This is a genomic window from [Haemophilus] ducreyi (genome assembly GCF_900109315.1).
GTDB lineage: Bacteria > Pseudomonadota > Gammaproteobacteria > Enterobacterales > Pasteurellaceae > Haemophilus_B > Haemophilus_B ducreyi.
Genome location: NZ_FOJC01000001.1, coordinates 35211 through 54333 on the forward strand (window position 1 = coordinate 35211; position 19123 = coordinate 54333).

Annotated in this window: 15 protein-coding genes and 2 pseudogenes; 4 read left to right on the top strand and 13 right to left on the bottom strand. The window is 38.7% G+C overall.

Going from position 1 to position 19123, the window contains the following annotated elements; translation table 11 throughout:
• Window positions 1–33: 33 nt before the first annotated feature.
• From BMX01_RS00190 to zipA, 4 genes are all read right to left on the bottom strand, one after another.
• Complete coding sequence (locus tag BMX01_RS00190) at window positions 34–1317, bottom strand: AmpG family muropeptide MFS transporter (RefSeq protein WP_064082080.1); 1284 nt, start codon at window positions 1315–1317, stop codon at window positions 34–36.
• Window positions 1318–1377: 60 nt separating this feature from the next.
• Window positions 1378–2394 carry a UDP-glucose 4-epimerase GalE gene (gene galE / locus BMX01_RS00195; protein WP_074647565.1) on the bottom strand — a complete coding sequence of 339 codons (1017 nt, stop codon included), beginning with the start codon at window positions 2392–2394 and terminating at the stop codon, window positions 1378–1380.
• Between the two features lie 62 nt (window positions 2395–2456).
• Window positions 2457–4517 carry an NAD-dependent DNA ligase LigA gene (ligA, locus tag BMX01_RS00200; protein WP_064082078.1) on the bottom strand — a complete coding sequence of 687 codons (2061 nt, stop codon included), beginning with the start codon at window positions 4515–4517 and terminating at the stop codon, window positions 2457–2459.
• A 72-nt stretch (window positions 4518–4589) separates the two neighbouring features.
• Complete coding sequence (zipA, locus tag BMX01_RS00205) at window positions 4590–5588, bottom strand: cell division protein ZipA (protein WP_064082077.1); 999 nt, start codon at window positions 5586–5588, stop codon at window positions 4590–4592.
• A gap of 109 nt (window positions 5589–5697) precedes the next feature.
• Here zipA and cysZ point away from each other — a divergent pair, with 109 nt between their 5' ends.
• Window positions 5698–6585, top strand: a complete 888-nt coding sequence (gene cysZ / locus BMX01_RS00210; RefSeq protein WP_064082076.1) for a sulfate transporter CysZ — start codon at window positions 5698–5700, stop codon at window positions 6583–6585.
• A gap of 72 nt (window positions 6586–6657) precedes the next feature.
• On the opposite strand, the gene gnd is transcribed toward cysZ, so the two are convergent.
• The 6 genes and pseudogenes from gnd to nudE all read right to left on the bottom strand — a co-directional run bounded on the left by gnd (window position 6658) and on the right by nudE (window position 13262).
• Window positions 6658–8112, bottom strand: a complete 1455-nt coding sequence (gene gnd, locus BMX01_RS00215; RefSeq protein ID WP_064082075.1) for a decarboxylating NADP(+)-dependent phosphogluconate dehydrogenase — start codon at window positions 8110–8112, stop codon at window positions 6658–6660.
• A 113-nt stretch (window positions 8113–8225) separates the two neighbouring features.
• Window positions 8226–9549, bottom strand: a pseudogene (locus BMX01_RS00220) (MFS transporter).
• A 22-nt stretch (window positions 9550–9571) separates the two neighbouring features.
• The gene (gene pgl / locus BMX01_RS00225) at window positions 9572–10273 is read right to left on the bottom strand and encodes a 6-phosphogluconolactonase (RefSeq protein WP_064082074.1); all 702 of its coding nucleotides are present in this window, start codon (window positions 10271–10273) and stop codon (window positions 9572–9574) included.
• Between the two features lie 56 nt (window positions 10274–10329).
• On the bottom strand, window positions 10330–11817 hold the full coding sequence (zwf, locus tag BMX01_RS00230) for a glucose-6-phosphate dehydrogenase (protein ID WP_064082073.1): 1488 nt from the start codon (window positions 11815–11817) through the stop codon (window positions 10330–10332).
• 68 nt (window positions 11818–11885) lie between these two features.
• Window positions 11886–12703, bottom strand: a pseudogene (gene cysQ, locus BMX01_RS00235) (3'(2'),5'-bisphosphate nucleotidase CysQ).
• A gap of 13 nt (window positions 12704–12716) precedes the next feature.
• Window positions 12717–13262, bottom strand: coding sequence for an ADP compounds hydrolase NudE (nudE, locus tag BMX01_RS00240; RefSeq protein ID WP_064082072.1), 546 nt, complete (start codon window positions 13260–13262; stop codon window positions 12717–12719).
• Between the two features lie 120 nt (window positions 13263–13382).
• Between nudE and hslR the strand changes: the two genes are divergently transcribed.
• Together hslR and hslO are read left to right on the top strand one after the other, a co-directional pair.
• Window positions 13383–13802, top strand: coding sequence for a ribosome-associated heat shock protein Hsp15 (hslR, locus tag BMX01_RS00245; protein WP_064082071.1), 420 nt, complete (start codon window positions 13383–13385; stop codon window positions 13800–13802).
• A gap of 72 nt (window positions 13803–13874) precedes the next feature.
• Window positions 13875–14768, top strand: coding sequence for an Hsp33 family molecular chaperone HslO (hslO, locus tag BMX01_RS00250; protein WP_064082070.1), 894 nt, complete (start codon window positions 13875–13877; stop codon window positions 14766–14768).
• Between the two features lie 65 nt (window positions 14769–14833).
• Here hslO and sohB read toward each other — a convergent pair whose 3' ends face one another.
• The 3 genes from sohB to asd all read right to left on the bottom strand — a co-directional run bounded on the left by sohB (window position 14834) and on the right by asd (window position 18325).
• The gene (gene sohB, locus BMX01_RS00255; RefSeq protein ID WP_064083009.1) at window positions 14834–15886 is read right to left on the bottom strand and encodes a protease SohB; all 1053 of its coding nucleotides are present in this window, start codon (window positions 15884–15886) and stop codon (window positions 14834–14836) included.
• A gap of 34 nt (window positions 15887–15920) precedes the next feature.
• On the bottom strand, window positions 15921–17093 hold the full coding sequence (lpxB, locus tag BMX01_RS00260; RefSeq protein ID WP_064082069.1) for a lipid-A-disaccharide synthase: 1173 nt from the start codon (window positions 17091–17093) through the stop codon (window positions 15921–15923).
• 113 nt (window positions 17094–17206) lie between these two features.
• Window positions 17207–18325 (bottom strand): aspartate-semialdehyde dehydrogenase, encoded by a 1119-nt coding sequence (gene asd, locus BMX01_RS00265; protein WP_064082068.1) that lies wholly within the window; start codon window positions 18323–18325, stop codon window positions 17207–17209.
• A 191-nt stretch (window positions 18326–18516) separates the two neighbouring features.
• Here asd and sodC point away from each other — a divergent pair, with 191 nt between their 5' ends.
• Window positions 18517–19116, top strand: a complete 600-nt coding sequence (gene sodC / locus BMX01_RS00270) for a superoxide dismutase family protein (RefSeq protein ID WP_064082067.1) — start codon at window positions 18517–18519, stop codon at window positions 19114–19116.
• Window positions 19117–19123: the final 7 nt, after the last annotated feature.

The following is a 19123-nucleotide window of genomic DNA, read 5'->3' on the forward strand; positions in this document are numbered from 1 at the left end:
AAATTTTTTGTACGTATGTCAGTTAAGGTGTTTTTATTTGCTGATAGAACTTGTTTCATTCCAAGCTGCCACTTTAAATAACATTAACATACCAGGGATAGCAACAAAAAAACAAATCCAAAAGAATTGGTAATAACCGAATGCTTCTACTAAATGGCCTGTATAAGCGCCTAGAAATTTACTTGGCAAAGCAGCAAGGCTAGTAAAAATCGCCAATTGCGTCGCGGTATAAGTGGGATTGGTTTCCTTTGCAATAAATGCTACAAAAGCCGCCGTGCCTAACCCGACTCCTAAATATTCTCCTGCCATCACAAGTGCAAGTTTCAATAGTTCTGTAGTGCCGATCGAAGCGGTTGGGAATGCGCCAAAACTTGCCAAATAAGCAAAGCCTAAAATCGTGATCATTTGCACAAACCCAAATAGCCAAAGTGCTCGATTAATACCTAGTCTTAGCATTGCGATACCACCAAGAATACCGCCAGTTATGCTACACCATAATGATGTTGTTTTTACTACGGCTGCGATATGTGATTTTGTGAAGCCCATATCTAAAATAAACTTGGTTTGTAATGAAGTTGCTAATGAATCACCTAATTTATATAAGAAAATAAATAGAATTAGCCCCAATGCACCGGCTACTCCTTTGCGTTGGAAAAATTCTTTAAATGGATTCATAAAGGCCATATAAAAAGGTTGACTGCGATCAATCGGCGTATGTTTTGGCTCCGTGGTGACGAGCGTGATAATTAAACACGGCAACATAAAAGTAGCCGTAATTAAGAAAACGGTATCCCATGCATAATGATCAGCAAGGAAAAGTGATAAACCACCCGGTATTAAACCGGCGACTCTGTAAGCATTGACGTGAATGGAATTACCTAAGCCAAGTTCATTGTCGGATAAAATTTCTCGGCGGAAAGCGTCAACCACAATATCTTGTGTTGCAGAAAGAAAGGCTAAAATAATCGCTAGTATAGTAATTAATTGAATATCTGCCACCGGATCGAAAAAGCCAAGGCTAGCTAAAATGATGAATAAACCTATTTGAGCAAGGAAAATCCAGCTACGGCGACGTCCTAAAAAAGGTGGAGCATAGCGATCTAATAAAGCAGCCCATAGAAATTTCCAAGTATATGGTAATGATGTGAGGGTAAACGCCGCGATGGTTTTGATATCTAAGTGAGCAGATGTGAGCCAAGCGGGCATTAATTGAATTAGCACAAATAATGGTAAGCCAGAACAGAAGCCGGTATAAATACAAAGCAACATATTTTTAGTCAGTAATTGTTGCCAAATTGATGGTTTAGATGCGGTCATATTTCCTCTTTATTGTGAAAAAGATGGTGAAAATAGATTATTTATCCTGATTTTTAATGCTTAATCATGATAACCGTTTGGATTATTTTTTTGCCAGTGCCACGTGTCTTTCATCATTTGTTCAAGATTACGTTCCGTTTTCCAACTGAGCATTTGCCGGGCTTTACGTGGTTCAGAATAACAAACGGCAATATCGCCAGGGCGGCGATCAACCACTTGATAAGGTATTTGAAGATGGTTAGCCGTTTCAAACGCCTTGACCATATCTAATACAGAATAACCGGTGCCCGTGCCAAGGTTATACACGTGAAAGCCACTTTCTAAATGATGTTTGTCTAATGCTTTTAAATGGCCAATCGCGACATCAACAACGTGAATATAATCGCGAATACCGGTGCCATCTGCTGTATCGTAATCGTTGCCAAATATGGATAATTGCGGTAGTTTGCCAATGGCAACTTGACTAATATAAGGCAATAAATTATTTGGAATGCCATTTGGATCTTCACCAATCAAACCGCTTGGATGTGCGCCTATCGGGTTAAAATAGCGTAACACAACCGCACTGAATTGTGGATTTGCTTTTACGGTATCTTCTAAAATACGTTCCACCATATATTTTGATGTGCCGTAAGGATTAGTGGTTTGCCCCACGGGGCAAGATTCAACAATAGGGATTGTTTTGGGATCGCCATAAACGGTTGCAGAAGAACTAAATACAATGGTATTAATACCCGCGGTTAACATTTCTTCAAGTAAAATAATCGAACCGGTTACATTATTTTGGTAATAGCGTAATGGCTCAGACACGCTTTCGCCAACGGCTTTCAAACCCGCAAAATGAATGACCGCATCAATTTGATGTTCGGCAAAAATCTTGCGTAAAATAGCTCGATCGAGGATATCGCCTAAGTAAAATTTAGCGTGTTTGCCAGTAATGGTGTGTATGCGTTCAAGGGCAATTTGATTGGAATTAGACAGATTATCTAATATAACAATTTCCTTATTTGCATTTAATAATTCTACTACGGTATGGGTGCCAATATAACCTGCCCCGCCTGTTACTAAAATAGCCATATGTGTTCCTCTTTTAGGCAGATGTTAGCGAAATCAACCGCTTGTATTCTATGCGTTTTTATCTAGTCGTATTCAAGTTGCTTAATTAAATCTGAAAATTCTCGTTCGTCTAAGATACGAATGCCAAGTTGTTCTGCTTTAGTCAACTTAGTGCCCGCTTTTTCACCGGCAATCAAAAAATCAGTTTTGGTTGATACTGCACTAGATACTTTGCATCCTAACTGTTGTAGCAATTTTTTGGCTTGATCACGACTAAATTGTGTGAGTGTACCCGTTAATACTACATTTTTATCTTTCAGTGGATTATCGGCAATTTCAAGTTGTACAATATTATCCCAATGTACGCCTTGTGCAATTAATTCTTCGACTACTGCAACATTATGTTGTTCTTGCCAAAAACAAACTAGGTGATTAGCCACTACTTCACCGACATCTTGCACTTCTTTTAACTGTTCAACGTTAGCGGTTCGGATATTTTCCAAGCTCCCAAAATGATTAGCTAAGTTTAGCGCGGTTGTTTTGCCCACGTCGCGAATACCTAATGAAAATAAAAATCGAGCAAGGGTGGTATGCTTCGCTTTTTCGATACTGTTTAATGCATTTTGAGCAGATTTTTCTCCCATCCGTTCCAAACGCATTAGGCTGAGTGGATCGAGTTTGAATAGATCGGCGGGAGTATGGATGAGTTCACGTGCCATTAATTGCTCAATTAATTTTTCACCTACGCCATCAATATTCATTGCTTTACGTGATACAAAATGTTTAAGTGCTTCTTTGCGTTGTGCTGGGCAAAATAATCCGCCTGTACAACGTGCAACGGCTTCGCCAGCTATTCGAATAACGGCAGAATGACAGACTGGACACGCGGTTGGAAAAACGATTTTTTTTGCATTAGCCGGGCGACGATCAGCCACAATACCAATAATTTGTGGAATAACATCGCCTGCACGGCGAATGATCACGGTATCGCCAATCGCTACGCCTAAACGTTCAATTTCATCGCCGTTATGTAAGGTAGCATTACTGACGGTCACGCCTGCTACAAGAGTTGGCTCAAGCTTTGCTACCGGGGTAATGGCACCTGTTCTACCCACTTGGAATTCTACATCTTTTAAAATGGTCATTTCTTCTTGTGCTGGAAATTTATAGGCAATTGCCCAGCGAGGGGAACGAGAAATAAAACCAAGTGTTTCTTGAATAGTAATATCGTTCACTTTTAAGACAGTACCGTCAATATCATAACCGAGATTTGCTCTTTTAGCTTGAATATCAGCATAGAACGCCAATAATTGAGGATAACCTCGTGCAAGCCGAATCTCAGCATTGACCGGTATGCCAATCGATTTTAACCATTCTAGCCGTGCATAATGGCTAGTAGGTAATCGTTGATCGTTAGACTCATATACGCCAATGCCATAGGCATTCAACATCAATGGTCGTTGACGAGTAATCTGTGGATCAAGTTGGCGTAATGAGCCTGCTGCTGCATTTCGCGGATTGGCGAAGCTTTTTTCGCCTTTGGCTAAGGCGCGTTGATTTAACGCATTAAAGCCTTTTAGTGGCATAAATATTTCCCCGCGTATTTCTAAACGATGGGGCGGATTAGCCATTTTAAGTTTTAATGGAATATTGCGAATGGTGCGAACATTAGCGGTAATATCTTCACCGGTTGTGCCATCACCACGTGTGGCGGCTAGTTGTAATACGCCATCAATATATAAAATACTGACCGCTAAGCCATCTAATTTGGGTTCACAACAGAAAGTGAGCTGATTGGCATCTAGAGAGAGATAATTTTCTATACGGCGTAGAAAACTGTCTAAATCAGTTTCAGAAAAAGCATTATCTAGTGAGAGCATCGGCACTTCGTGCGTGACTTGTGCAAACCCTGCTAAGGGTTTTGCTCCTACCCGTTGTGTGGGGGAATCCGGCGTGATTAATTGAGGATATTGTTGCTCAATATTTTTTAATTGGTTGATCAAGCGGTCATATTCTGCATCTGGCACGAGTGGATTGTCTAAAACGTGGTAGTGATATTCATATTCACGTAATTGATCACGTAGTGCTTCAAGCTGTGTTGGAGTAATGTTATTGCTAAGCTCAAATTGTGAAAATAGTGGCATAGTTGAGTTCTCTATGAAAAAGACAGCTTATTGAAGCGGTCCTTTAAGCGCAAAAATAGGCTAAATAGTAGACTAGCTTACACGAGCGAAATAGGCTTGGTGATCTGTTTCATTAAATAGTTCACGTTGTTCATTTAAAATAAAGCCACCTAATGCTTCAGCTAGATTTTCGGTCGCTTTAAGCATTAGTTTTAGGTTAACTAAATCACTACCTTCTGACGGTAAATGCATAAATAAAACTAATCCCACTGTTGCATAGCTATCAAGGTTATTTAAATCAAAAATACCCGGTTGCATCATATTGGCTACACTAAAGATTACAGGAGTATCATTATTCCCTAAATGTTGATGGCGATGATAGATTTGATATTCACCAAATTGGAAGCCAAGTGCTTCAAGGCTTTGCACTACATAATGGCCATCAAATTGTTGCCCTTCTGGCGCAACGACATACAGGGTAATAATATTATTTTGCGTAATAACCGTGGAATCAGGTTGGGCAACTTCTTCTATAGGCGTTTGTATAGAATTTTTGGCTAGCTCAATGCGCACAGAAGCATCGGAATAAATATCTAATTCTCTTTCTGACGCTTGGCGTTCTAATTCTTCTAATGATTGTTCTAACACAGAAGTGGTTTCGGGTTGAATTGGCTCGACGGTTGGAATAGTAAGCGGCTCAATCGGTGGAGTGGTTTGTAGAAAAGTAGGTTGTGCAGGTTGATTATGATAAATAGGCGTATTGAGTGGCGTTTGTGTATATTCTGCCGTTTCTTGAACCGGTAAATTAATTTTAATTTCACGCAGTGAATTTTCCACTTCTTGTTGGATTTGTACCGAATGGCCTGTTTCTGATTCATTTTCAGTCGGAACTGGATTTTGTCCATATTGGAGTGGATCTAACGTAGCTGGCACATCGGTCACGATATTTTTAATTGGCGTAGCTGGCTGGCGAGTAGTAAAGGTATTAGAAAAAATACGTGATTTTTCACGGCGAGCCGAGTAAATGCTAAAGCCTGCAAGTAAGACGATGAGTAATCCACCTAAAATTAAGAAAATAATATGCAGTTCCATAAGGTCCTCTTAGATAACCGACAACATTTAAATTTGATTATTTGCGAAAATTAGGTGTCTAGCTTAACATATTTATTAAAGAATTTTGAGCAAAAAAGGTAGATTATCTATGTCAATTGAATTTTATAAATCACATAATCAGTTAGGATTAGGTTTTCACTATTTTATTTATGGTTGGAAACTGATCTTACAGCGGCAGTTATTACCATTTGTAATTATTCCTGTGGCAATTAATAGTGTCTTAATGATCGCGTTGTTTTGGTTTTTTTTGAATAACATCGTGGCTTGGACAGATCAATTAGTTAGCTTTATGCCAAGTTGGCTTGGTTGGTTAACTTTTGTATTAGTACCGATGGCAGTATTATCACTGCTTATGGTCTTTTATTTCACGTTTACTACGATAACTAATTTTATTTCTGCGCCTTTCAATGCATTATTAGCTGAAAAAGTAGAGCTACAACTAACGGGCGAAGCACTTAGTGAAATGAGTGCAATGGCTTTATTAAAAGATGTTCCGCGCATGTTAAAACGTGAATGGCAGAAAATGATGTATAGTTTGCCTCGTTTATTGGCTTTGTTTTTATTGAGTTTTGTGCCGGTGTTAGGGCAAACAATTGTGCCTGTTTTGGCTTTTTTATTTGGTATATGGATGTTGGCCATTCAGTATTGTGATTATCCATTTGATAACCATAAAATCAGTTTTAAACGTATGCGTAATGCATTGGCACAACATAAAATGATCAATTTTACCTTTGGCGGTTTAGTTAGCCTTTTTATTGCCTTACCTATTTTAAATTTGGTTGTGATGCCTGTTGCTGTTTGTGGTGCTACCGCATTATGGGTTGAACAATATCGTCAATTTTTTTTGGGGAAAAGGCGCAGTGAATTTGCCAATGCAGATTATACTTGCCAGCCATTAACAACGACTAAACTTGAACAAAAAACGGCAAAAGTGAATGGGGATAAGTCAGATAAAACGTTGCTAAACGAGCAATAGCGGATAAATTTGGTTTATTTTATGCAAGTAAAAGCCTCTCAATTGAGAGGCTTTCTTATGCATTAATATTGACTAAACATCATAAGTCGTTGAAGCTGTATTACCGCCACGGCCTGTCCAATTTGTATGGAAGAATGAACAACGTGGTTTATCCGTTCGCTCATAAGTATGCGCGCCAAAGTAGTCACGTTGTGCTTGTAATAAATTAGCAGGCAGATGCTCTGAGCTGTAACCATCTAAGAATGTGATTGCAGCGGTCATACATGGCATTGGAATACCTATTTCAATGGATTTAGCCACTACTTTACGCCAATCTGCCATTGCGGATTGTAAAATATTTTGGAAATAAGGATCTGAACCTAAGAACACTAAACCTGGGCTCGCTTCATAGGCATCACGGATATTACCTAAAAAGGCAGAACGAATAATACAACCTTCACGCCATAATAACGCAGTGGCACCATAGTTAATATTCCATTCAAAGTTTTCTGATGCTTCACGAATCAGCATAAAACCTTGTGCATAAGAAATAATTTTCGAAGCTAACAATGCTTTTCGGACTGCTTCAATCCATTCTTTTTTATCGCCTGATATAGGAGTAATGGTTTTGTTGAATAATTGTGATACGGCAACACGTTGATCCTTAAAGGCAGAAATACAACGCGCAAAGACCGCTTCAGTAATTAACGTCAATGGAATACCAAAGTCTAATGCATTGATGCCCGTCCATTTACCTGTTCCTTTTTGACCGGCTGTATCTAAAATTTTCTCAACGAGTGGCTCACCATCTGCATCTTTATATGCAAGAATATCTGCGGTGATATCGATTAAGTAGCTATCTAACTCGGTATTTTTCCAATCTGCAAAGATCGCGTGCATTTCTTCATAGTTTAAACCTAAGCCATCTTTTAAGAATTGATAAGCTTCACAAATTAATTGCATATCGCCATATTCTATACCGTTGTGCACCATCTTAACAAAATGACCCGCACCTTCTTTACCAACCCAATCACAACAAGGTTCATCTTTATCTGTTTTGGCGGAGATTGCTTGTAAAATAGGTTTGACGAATGGCCAAGCTTCTTCATTACCGCCCGGCATAATAGACGGACCGTGGCGGGCACCTTCTTCACCGCCTGACACGCCTGTCCCTATAAAACGAATGCCTTTTTCGGCTAACGTTATAGTACGGCGGTTGGTATCAGGGTAGTTAGAGTTACCACCATCAATAATAATATCGCCTGCTTCTAAATGTGGTAGTAAAGCATCGATAAATTGATCAACGACTTCGCCTGCACGTACCATTAACATTATTTTGCGTGGTTTTTCTAATTTAGCGGCTAAATCTTCTAAAGAATAAGCGCCAATTATGTTGGTATCTTTTGCTTCGCCCGCTAAAAATTCATCTACTTTTGATGTAGTACGATTATATGCAACAACTTTGAAGCCGTTGTCATTCATATTTAAAATTAAGTTTTGTCCCATTACGGCTAAGCCAATAACGCCGATATCACCTTTGATTGACATTGTTTTCTCCTGTTGGTTAATAGCTTTAAGCGGTTTAATTTGTATTATTTTGCGCAAATTTCATCGCTTATTTAGCATTCGCATATTATGCAGAATGCGGTGGTTCCGATCAATTAAGCCACTGCATCGATATGTGGTTTTTTAAATACTAGAATAAAAGTGGCAACTAACATAATCGCCGCAACGCAAAGATATAAATCTTGTTTTGCTAAACCGCCATCTAATAAAATACCGGCAATAGTTGGTGCTAAAATAGAGCCAATACGTCCAGCGCTTATTGCACAGCCTACTCCTGTGCTACGAATATTAGCAGCATAAGTCATGGGCGTGATAGCATATAAACCACTAACACAGCCATTGACGAATACGCCAACAATAATACCGATGATCATTGCGATTGATAAATGATTTGCATAATATGTGAAAAGAATAATAGCAATAGCAGATAGTACACTAAATAACATTAAGACGCTTTTAGCCGCCGAACGGCTAGCAATTAAACCGTATAATAATGATCCAAAAGCACCGCCTAAAGAAATCATAAGTCCAATATTAACGCTTGCTTGCATAGACATACCCGCTTCTTTTAATAGTGCTGGTGTCCAAGAATTGATAAAATAAAAGCTGAACATAATTGCAAAAAAAGCACTCCATAATACTAATGTTGCGCGTAAATATTGCTTGCTAAATAATAAAGAAATCGGCAATTTAGCGGGCGGATTATTGTTTTTATCGGTTAATTGCCATACACCAACCAAACCTAATTTATTAGTGATTTGATTTAAACGATGTAATGCATTAGCCGGTTGTTTTGCGGTTAAATAGCCGATCGATTCAGGCAAATAAAAGAATAACATTAATCCACTTAACACGGCTAGAATTGCACCAATAGCATAAATAGACTGCCAACCATATTCTATTTGTAACGTTGCCGCTAAAATACCGCCACTCATTGCACCAATACCAAAGCCTGCTGAACAAATACTAATCGCTAATACGCCATTTAGCGGAGGAATACTCACTTGTCATCACATTGGTGCCGACTAAAATCTCCCCCACACCTAAGCCAGTAATAACTCGTGAAAAACCAAGCATTTCATAACTCTGTGAAATGGCAGAAATCGCCATTCCGATCGCTGAAAATGTTACAGCAATTAATAGCATCAAGCGATAACCTATTTTGTCTGCCAAAGGGGCTAACACTAATGAACCCATTGTCATTCCCATCAGCCCAACACTGACAAGCACCCCAAACTCAGTTTTGGTTAATGCAAAATCTTGTGAAATCGCACTGGCAGTGAAAGCAATTGCCAGTACATCAAAACCATCTAAGAAATTCATAATGGTGGCCATTAGTACAATTGCCCATTGATATTTGCTCATTGGGCTAATATCAATGGTATGCCTTAAGTTTTTGCGCAATTTTTCATCTTTCATACTAGGTTTATTTAAATGCAAATTAACGGAATAATTCAGCCGCTTTTTGATCTAAGTACCACTCGGTTATCCCGTTTTTTGCGCGGATATGCGCCGCAGGATAAGCTAATTGTGTTGCCGGTAAGTCATGGATCTCTTTCAATATAGTGGCTTTGGATTGACCAGTAACTAAATAAGTAATACGCGCCGCTTGTTCAATTAGCTTGGCTGTTTTTGAAATACGTAATTGTCCGGTTACGGGGTGTTTTGCGATAATTGCAAGATGCTGATCAGCAAACTCTGTTTGATAGGGGAATAGCGAAGCGGTATGGCCATCATTTCCCATACCTAAGATGATCCAATCAAAAGTTAAATTAGGCAGGCATTCATTTAATTCTTGACTAAATCTTGCCAGTTCAGTTTCAGGAGGTTGTTCACCTCGAATACGATGAATATTGGTTGGTGGAATTTGAATATGATCAAATAGTAATTTTTGTACTTCGCCATAATTACTCTCAGGATCGGTTGCCGGCACCATTCGATCATCACCCCACCAAAAATGCAAGTTTTGCCAGTTAATTTGGTTGATATAAGGTATTTGAGCCAAGGTTTTGAAGAGTAACTTTGGTGTGCTGCCGCCCGATAATGAAATATGTACAGGGCGATTTAATTGACTATATAAAATAAACTCTTGCGCTATTTTTTCAACGGCACATTGTGCCGTTGGGAAAATAAGGTAATGCATAATATTCCTTAATTAGACAGAAAATAGTGATTATTGCAGCTATCTTCTTGTGTTAACTATATTTTTTTCTTCATCATTCCAGACGGTTTACGCCATACTTTGCCATTGCGTGCAATCAGTTTATCGGCTTCTTTAGGCCCCCAACTGCCAGCTTCATATTCATACACTCTGCCACGTTCTGCCTTATAGTCTAGAATCGGCTGTACGAAATGCCAACAGGCATGTACGGCATCGGTTCGGGCAAATAGTGTCGCATCTCCTTTTAATGCATCTAATAGTAACCGTTCATAAGCGGTTAATAAACTTGAAGCAGAGCTTAAATCAGAATAGCGAAAATCCATAGAGACTTCCTTCGCCTCAAAACCAGCACCGGGTTTTTTCAAACCAAATCGCATAGAAATACCTTCATCAGGTTGTACCCGAATAATTAATTTATTTTCAGGCGCATTTTGGCTAAAGACTGGATGTGGAGTCGTTTTGAAGTGGATTACGATTTCAGTTACCCGAGTAGGCAAACGCTTACCTGTTCGCACATAAAATGGCACGCCTGCCCAACGCCAGTTATCAATTTCGCATTTTACGGCTAAATAAGTTTCTGTATTTGAATCGTTGGGAACGCCATTTTCTTCAGTATAACCCGGTACAACTAAGTCATCAATTTCACCGGTGGTATATTGACCAAGTACCACATTATTTTTGACGTCTTCAGTGCTTAATGGACGTAAGCTATATAAGACTTTTGCTACTTCGTTACGCATTGAGTTGGCATTAATAATGGCCGGTGGCTCCATGGCAACCATTGCTAATACTTGTAGTAAATGGTTTTGGAACATATCACGCATTGCACCGGAGCCATCATAATAACCACCACGATCTTCAACACCTAATGATTCTGCACCGGTAATTTCTACATATTCAATAAAATTACGATTCCAAAGTGGTTCAAATAAACCGTTTGAGAAACGGAGTACTAATAAATTTTGCACGGTTTCTTTACCAAGATAATGATCGATTCGGTAAATTTGATGTTCTTCGAAATAGTGATGTATTTTCTCATCGAGTTGTTTGGCTGTTTTAATATCGTAACCAAATGGTTTTTCGATGATAATCCGTTTCCAACCATATTCTTCAGTGGTTAAGCCGTGAGCCGCCAAGCATTCAGGGATAATGCCGTATAAACTAGGCGGTGTTGAAAGGTAATATAAAGTGTTACCACAGCTACCGTATTTATTGTGTAATTCATCTAAACAAGGTAACAGTTTGGCATAATCGTCCGGATCAGCGGTGTTGATTGCTTGATAATATAAGTGATTGCAAAAATCATCTAAAAACTGCCCACTTGCTTGTTCATATTTGATTAATGCTTCACGCATTTTTTGTCTAAAAGAATCGTGAGTTAAGTCTGAGCGTGAAACACCTAAAACAGAAAAATGTTCGCCTAACCGACCTACTTTAAAAAGATTATATAGTGCTGGGATAAGTTTACGGAATGTTAAATCCCCTGATGCACCAAAAATTACGATACAACTATTTTCTATATTCATTTTGATTCTCGATTGGAATGAAAATTTTAACTAATATGCAACATTTTAATAGCGGTTGCATATAGATGTCACTCATTGAATTGAAAGATTTTTTGCCAGTCAGCCTGTTTGTCTGCCACCATTACAAAATGCAGGTTAATAAAATGTTGTCGCTGATTATAGCTGAGCGGTTGAAAATTAAGATCAAAAATCTTGCCACCGATTTCATTTAATAGCACTTCAGCGGCGGCAGTATCCCATTCACCAGTATCGCCTAATCTAATGTAACAGTCGGCTTTGCCTTCTGCGACTAAACCGGCTTTTAAGCTACTCGAGCCATATTGAAAAATATCTGCTTGTAAAGGTTGTTGTAGGCATTGGGCTACTGTTGTCCTATTGGTTGCTCCCATTGCGATGCGTAAGCGCTCATTATTGGCCATAATTTTGTGAGGAGTAAGCGGGCGAATTATGCCATTTTCTTGCAAAAAAGCACCGCTTGTTCGCATTGCAAAATAAGTTTTAGCTAATATGGGCGCATAAATAATGCCGATTACAGGCTGATTATGTTGTACTAAGCTAATCGCAATGGAAAATTGATCGGTTCGATTCGATTGATAAATTGTTGGGTACCATCAAGTGGGTCAATAATCCAATATTCTTGCCAATTTGCCCGTTCTGTTAATGGAATGACACAATTTTCTTCCGATAACACAGGAATCGTGGGCGTTAATTGTTGAAGTTGCTGGATAATAAATTGACTGAGAAAAAGATCCGCTTCCGTTACAGGTGTGTTATTTGCTTTAATTTTTATTTCAACGGAATGTGCATAAAACCGTTTAAGGTGTTCACCTGCCTGATGAGCAATATCTTTTACTGCATTCAGTAGAGAAGAATTGAGTATAAGCATAATGTATTCGTTTTTATTGATTTAAAAATTCACGCAACATAAATAATGCGGCTAAATTACGGGCTTCAGCAAAATTAGAATCTGCTAATAGCGTATCAATTTCAGTTAAAGGATAGCGTACGATACTAAGTGGTTCAGGCTCATCTCCGATTAATTTTGATTCGTATAAGTCTTGCGCAACGAATACGTGCATTAAGCTAAACATATGGCTAGGCCCGCTATAAAGTGAACGGAGAAAATCAAGCCGATTGGCGGCTAAACCTATTTCTTCTTGCAATTCACGATTTGCACTTTCGATCGGTTGTTCATTTGCGTCAACGATCCCCTTAGGAAAACTCAATTCATAGCGTTCGCTTGCTACTGCATATTCTTTAATAAAAATTAATTGATTATCTTGAATAGGAATGACTAATATAGAAGCTCGGCGATTAGGGGTTAAACGCTCATAAACACGCTCTTCACCATTTGAGAAGCGTAAATCGACAGATTGAACCTCAAAAATGCGTGTTTTTGCAATAGTTTTAACGTCAAGAATGTGTGGTAATGTTGGTTTAGACATAGAAATTTTCTGTATGACAACAAGATAGCATATTTTATGCTAAAATTTGTTCAAATTATGATGAATATTAGCTGAAAGTGTGACAAATGCAACGTTAACTATTATAAAATGAGTGAAAAGATGAAGGACAATACAGCACAAACATTGGCAGACACTATTCGGCTAGATAAATGGCTTTGGGCTGCGCGCTTTTATAAAACACGTTCGCTTGCGAAAAGTATGATTGATGGCGGTAAAGTGCATTATAATGGCCAGCGGGCAAAAACCAGTAAGATAGTGCAAGTCGGTGCACGGATCAAATTACGTCAAGCTGATGAAGAAAAAGAGGTTGTCGTGTTGGCACTGAGTGATCAGCGACGATCGGCTTTAGAAGCACAAGCGTTATATCAAGAAACAGACAAGAGTATACAACAACGACAAGCACTTGCGATCGCTCGCCGTGCTAATGCATTATCAATGCCACACCCAGACCGCCGGCCTAATAAGAAAGAACGGCGCGCATTAGTTAAATTTAAACAAGATATTTTAGTAAGCGAATAGACATAAGCGGTCAAATTAACCTAAAAAGTGATAAATAAGCCCGCTGTTCGCGATTTATGATTAGGAACAATTATGCAACATATCCAAGATAACGATAAATTATACCGCTATTTATTCCAACATAGAGCAGTACGAGGTGAATGGGTCAGGCTGAATGAAACATTTAGTCAAACATTAAATACCCATCAATATCCTAAAGCTGTACAACATTTATTGGGTGAAATGCTGGTCGCAACCAGTTTATTGACCGCTATTATGAAATTTGAAGGGAATATTACCGTTCAAATTCAAGGTGATGGACCATTGAAACTAGCGGTAGTAAATGGCAACGAAAAACAACAGTTACGTGCTTTAGCCCGTGTTCAAGCAGAGATTGACGACCAAGCTAGCTTAGCTGAAATGGTAGGGAATGGTGTACTCGTGATCTCAATTATACCGACGGAAGGCGAACGTTATCAAGGTGTAATCCAATTAGATAAACCAACCATTCGTGAATGTTTAGAAGATTATTTTATTCGTTCTGAACAACTACAAACACATCTAATTATTCGAGTGGGCGAATATGCTGGCCAAGCGGTTGCGGCGGGTATGCTATTACAAATAATGCCCGATGGTACAGGTACTCCCGCAGATTTTGAACATCTGATGACACTAGCAGAAACGGTGAAAGACGAAGAATTATTTGGCTTAACCGCAGAAGCATTGCTCTATCGTTTATTCCATCAAGAACAAGTTGAAGTTTATCCTGCACAAACGACCGCATTCAAATGTGGCTGTTCACGAGAACGTTCTGGTCAGGCAATGTTATTATTGCCAATGGCAGAAATTGAGGAAATGTTAGCAGAGAAAAAGGGAGTAATTGATATGCAATGCGAATGTTGCGGTACACAATATTTCTTTGATAAACCAGCCATTATGTTATTAAAAGAAGAGGTAGCTAAATTAGCTGATTTAGGGTTAGCATAAGCGCAAAATAGCGGTGGTATTAACCTTAAAAAAGGCGGTTAATTACCGCCTTTGTTTTTCGCATACTAAAGCATATTGGATCGGTTTTTATGTAATAGCTTAGCAATGAGGTTTTCGAGTGATTGTTCCATTTGTGAGCCTAAACGTTGTGCTAACTTTTTCTTTTGTTTAAAGGCTAGTTTAATGACTTCTTTGTCTTTGACGGCATTTAAGATTAAATCATCACTGGTTGCAATTTCATCGATCAGATTTAACGTTAATGCTTGTTGGCCAAACCAATGTTCGCCTGTGGCTACTTTTTCAATTTCAAGCTGAGGACGGTTATTTGCCACAAATTGTTTAAATAATTGATGTGTTTCTTCTAACTCTTGTTGGAATTTTTGTTTACCTTTTTCAGTATTTTCACCGGCTAAGGTTACTGTCCGTTTATATTCGCCTGCGGTCATCACATCTACATCAATCTCGTGTTTTTTGAGGAAGCGATGGATATTGGGCACTTGAGCAACTACACCAACAGAACCTAGAATAGCAAAAGGCGCGGCGACAATTTTATTTGCAACACATGCCATCATATAACCACCGCTTGCCGCGACTTTATCGACGGTTACTGTTAATGGAATATGGTGATCGCGTAATCGTTGTAGTTGTGACGCGGCTAAACCATAACCATGCACAACACCGCCGGGGCTTTCTAATTGTAACAATACTTCATCTTGTGGTCTTGCTACACTAATAATTGCACTTACTTCTTTATGTAACGACTGTACGGCGCTTGCATGTAGATCACCATTAAATTTCAAGACAAATAAGCGCGCTTTTTCTGCATCGGCAAGTTTTTCTTCACCAGCTTTTAAGCGCCTTTTTTCTTCTTTCACTTTTTGTTTAGCTAATTTCTTAGCTTTTCGCTCACTCTGTTTTTGTGCTTCTTCGCTTAATAAAAAATTAGCTAGCGCTTCTTGTTGTTCTTTATATTTTTCCGTTAAGTTGGTAATAGCGATGGCGCCTGAGGCGGCGTTTTTACGATCGGCTAGCATTATAATCACCATTGCAATAATGCCAAATATAGTGAGTAACTCCAATAAAAAAATACCGTAATTAAGTAATATTTCTTTCCACATTGATTCATTTTCCTTATTAAATAGATTGGTTACGTTATTGCTCATCGCTGTTTGCTAATAGATCAATAACCGCTTGAGCTGCTTTTGAATCTGCATCACATTGAATCATTTTATGTAAATCGGTGAAGCGTTGTTTTAATTCATTTTGTTGCTTTTTATTGTCGATATCATCTGCTAAATAATTACCCAGATACCAAGCTAAATTTTCAGGGTTACATTCATCTTGGATCAATTCAGGCACTAACATATCATCAGCTAATAAATTGGGTAATGAAATATATTTTGTTTTGATCAAACGTTTTGCTAACCAATAGCTCGTTGGTTTTAGCTTATAACCGACGACCATCGGAGATTTACATAACATCGCTTCCAGTGCAGCTGTGCCAGAAGCTAATAACGTAGCATCTGCCGCAATCATCGCTTGGCGAGCATTACCCTTTAGGATTTTGACCGGTAAGGAAGGCGCTACTCTCGCTTTGATTTGCTCAAATTGTTGGATACGTTGTTGATTGACTAATGGTACTAAGCATTGTAGATCAGGATATTTCTGTTTTAGTAGGAGCGCCGCTTTTAAGAATGGTTCAGCTAAAAAGTCTACTTCACTAGCACGACTGCCGGCTAGAATCGCTAAGTAACGTTGGTTTTCATCAATATTTAATATTTGGCACGCCTCAGTACGGTTAGGTTTCAGAGCAATTGCATCTGCCATAGTATGACCAATAAAACGACAAGCAAAATTAAAACGATCGTAAAAGGCTTTTTCGAATGGCAAAAAGGCCAGGACTAAATTTGTGGCACGTTTAATTTTATGTATGCGATTATGACGCCATGCCCATACTGAAGGGCTCACATAGTGAATTGTTGTGATGCCCTTTGCTTTCAATTTTTGTTCAATTGTTAAATTGAAGTCAGGTGAGTCAATGCCAATAAATATATCAGGTTGTTGCTGAAGCATTGTTTGAATCACTTGTTTACGGCGTTTGAGTAAACGCGGTAAATGTTTGACCACTTCAGCCAACCCCATCACCGCCAGCTCTTCCATATCAAACAATGTTTGACAGCCCGCTTGAATCATTTGAGGACCGGCTACGCCAATAAAACGTGCATTTGGGTAATGAATTTTTAGCGCGTTGATCAGCCCAGCGCCTAAAATATCACCAGAAATTTCACCAGCAACAAGTGCGATAAGCGGAGAGTCTTTTGACATAGGTAACCTCATTCAGAAAGTTATAAGCATTATAGCGAATTATCAATCAACAAAGCGGTCGATTTTTATTAAAATATGCTAAATGTATTAAAAAATCGATCGCTTAAATAATATTAATTATTGGTTAATTGTACTAACATCCGGCGAATAGGTTCTGCTGCTCCCCACAATAATTGATCGCCAACCGTAAATGCGGATAAATATTCAGGCCCCATTGCTAATTTACGTAGCCGCCCTACAGGAATAGCTAATGTGCCTGTCACTTTGGTTGGCGTTAATTCACGTAGTGTGGCTTCTTTATCATTTGGAATCACTTTTACCCATTCATTATGTTGAGCAATGATTTGCTCAATTTCAGCTAATGGTAAATCTTTTTTGAGTTTGATGGTAAATGCTTGGCTGTGACAACGTAAAGCACCAATTCGTACACATAAGCCATCTACTGCAATAGGTTTATTCGTTAAGCCAAGAATTTTATTTGTTTCGGCGTAGCCTTTCCATTCTTCTCTAGTTTGCCCCGTTTCTGGTAATAATTTATCAATCCAAGGAATTAGACTGCCTGCTAATGGTGCTCCAAAATGCTCAATAGGAAAGCTATCATCACGCATTATGTCTGTTACTTTCCGTTCAATTGCTAAAATACACGTGGCGGGATCTGCTAACGTCGTTTGAACAGTTTTTTCTAGAATCCCCATTTGTGTTAGTAATTCACGCATATTCCGTGCACCGGCCCCTGAGGCTGCTTGATAGGTTGCAACAGAGACCCATTCCACTAAGCCTTTTTCGAATAAACCGCCAATTGCCATTAGCATTAAGCTAACAGTACAGTTACCACCAACAAAAGTTTTTATTCCTTTTTTTAGATTTTCTGTAATAACTTGTTGGTTAACAGGGTCTAATACAATAACTGCATCATCTTGCATACGTAGTGTTGATGCGGCATCAATCCAATAGCCATTCCAACCCGTTGCACGTAATTTAGGGTAAACTTCAGTGGTGTAATCACCACCTTGGCACGTGACGATAATGTCTAACTTTTTAAGTTCTTCAATATCAAACGCATTTTTTAAGTCGCCTGTTTCTTTATCAGCTAAATAAGGCGCTTTTTGACCGACTTGTGAGGTCGTGAAAAAAATGGGATTAATGTTTGCAAAGTCGTTTTCTTGGACCATACGATCCATTAAAACTGAGCCTACCATACCACGCCAACCAATAAAACCAACATTTTGCATTTGTGTTGCTCCTAATATGAAGATGAATAGATTACGTTCTAATTTTCGCTGTTGCAAATAGGGCTGATAAATACAGGATTTTATATGAAAATGCAAATACATTTCTGGTCGAAAGTAAATCTTTGCATAAATCGATCGTTATCAGTAAAATAATGCTAGCTAATCATGGCTTTATTTAATAAGGAGATAAAATGAAATTAACGAACGTCGCGTTATTCTCACTTGGCTTATTTAGTTTTTCATCAGTGGCTTTAGCACATGGCGATCATATGCATAATCATGATACCAAGATGGATACAATGTCTAAAGATATGATGTCAATGGAAAAAATTGTAGTGCCAGTGCAGCAATTAGATCCACAAAATGGTAATAAAGATGTTGGTACAGTAGAAATTACTGAATCTGCATATGGTTTAGTATTTACACCAAAATTACACGATTTAGCCCACGGATTACATGGCTTCCATATTCACGAAAAACCAAGCTGTGAACCAAAAGAAAAAGACGGTAAATTAGTAGCAGGTTTAGGTTCTGGTGGCCATTGGGATCCAAAGCAGACTAAGAAACATGGCTATCCTTGGTCAGATGATGCACACATGGGCGATTTACCGGCATTATTTGTGATGCATGATGGTTCAGCAACAACGCCTGTATTGGCACCACGCCTTAAAAAATTAGCAGAAGTTAAAGGCCACTCTTTAATGATTCACGCAGGTGGTGATAACCACTTAGATCACCCAGCACCACTTGGCGGTGGGGGTCCTCGTATGGCATGCGGTGTAATTAAATAATTGATTT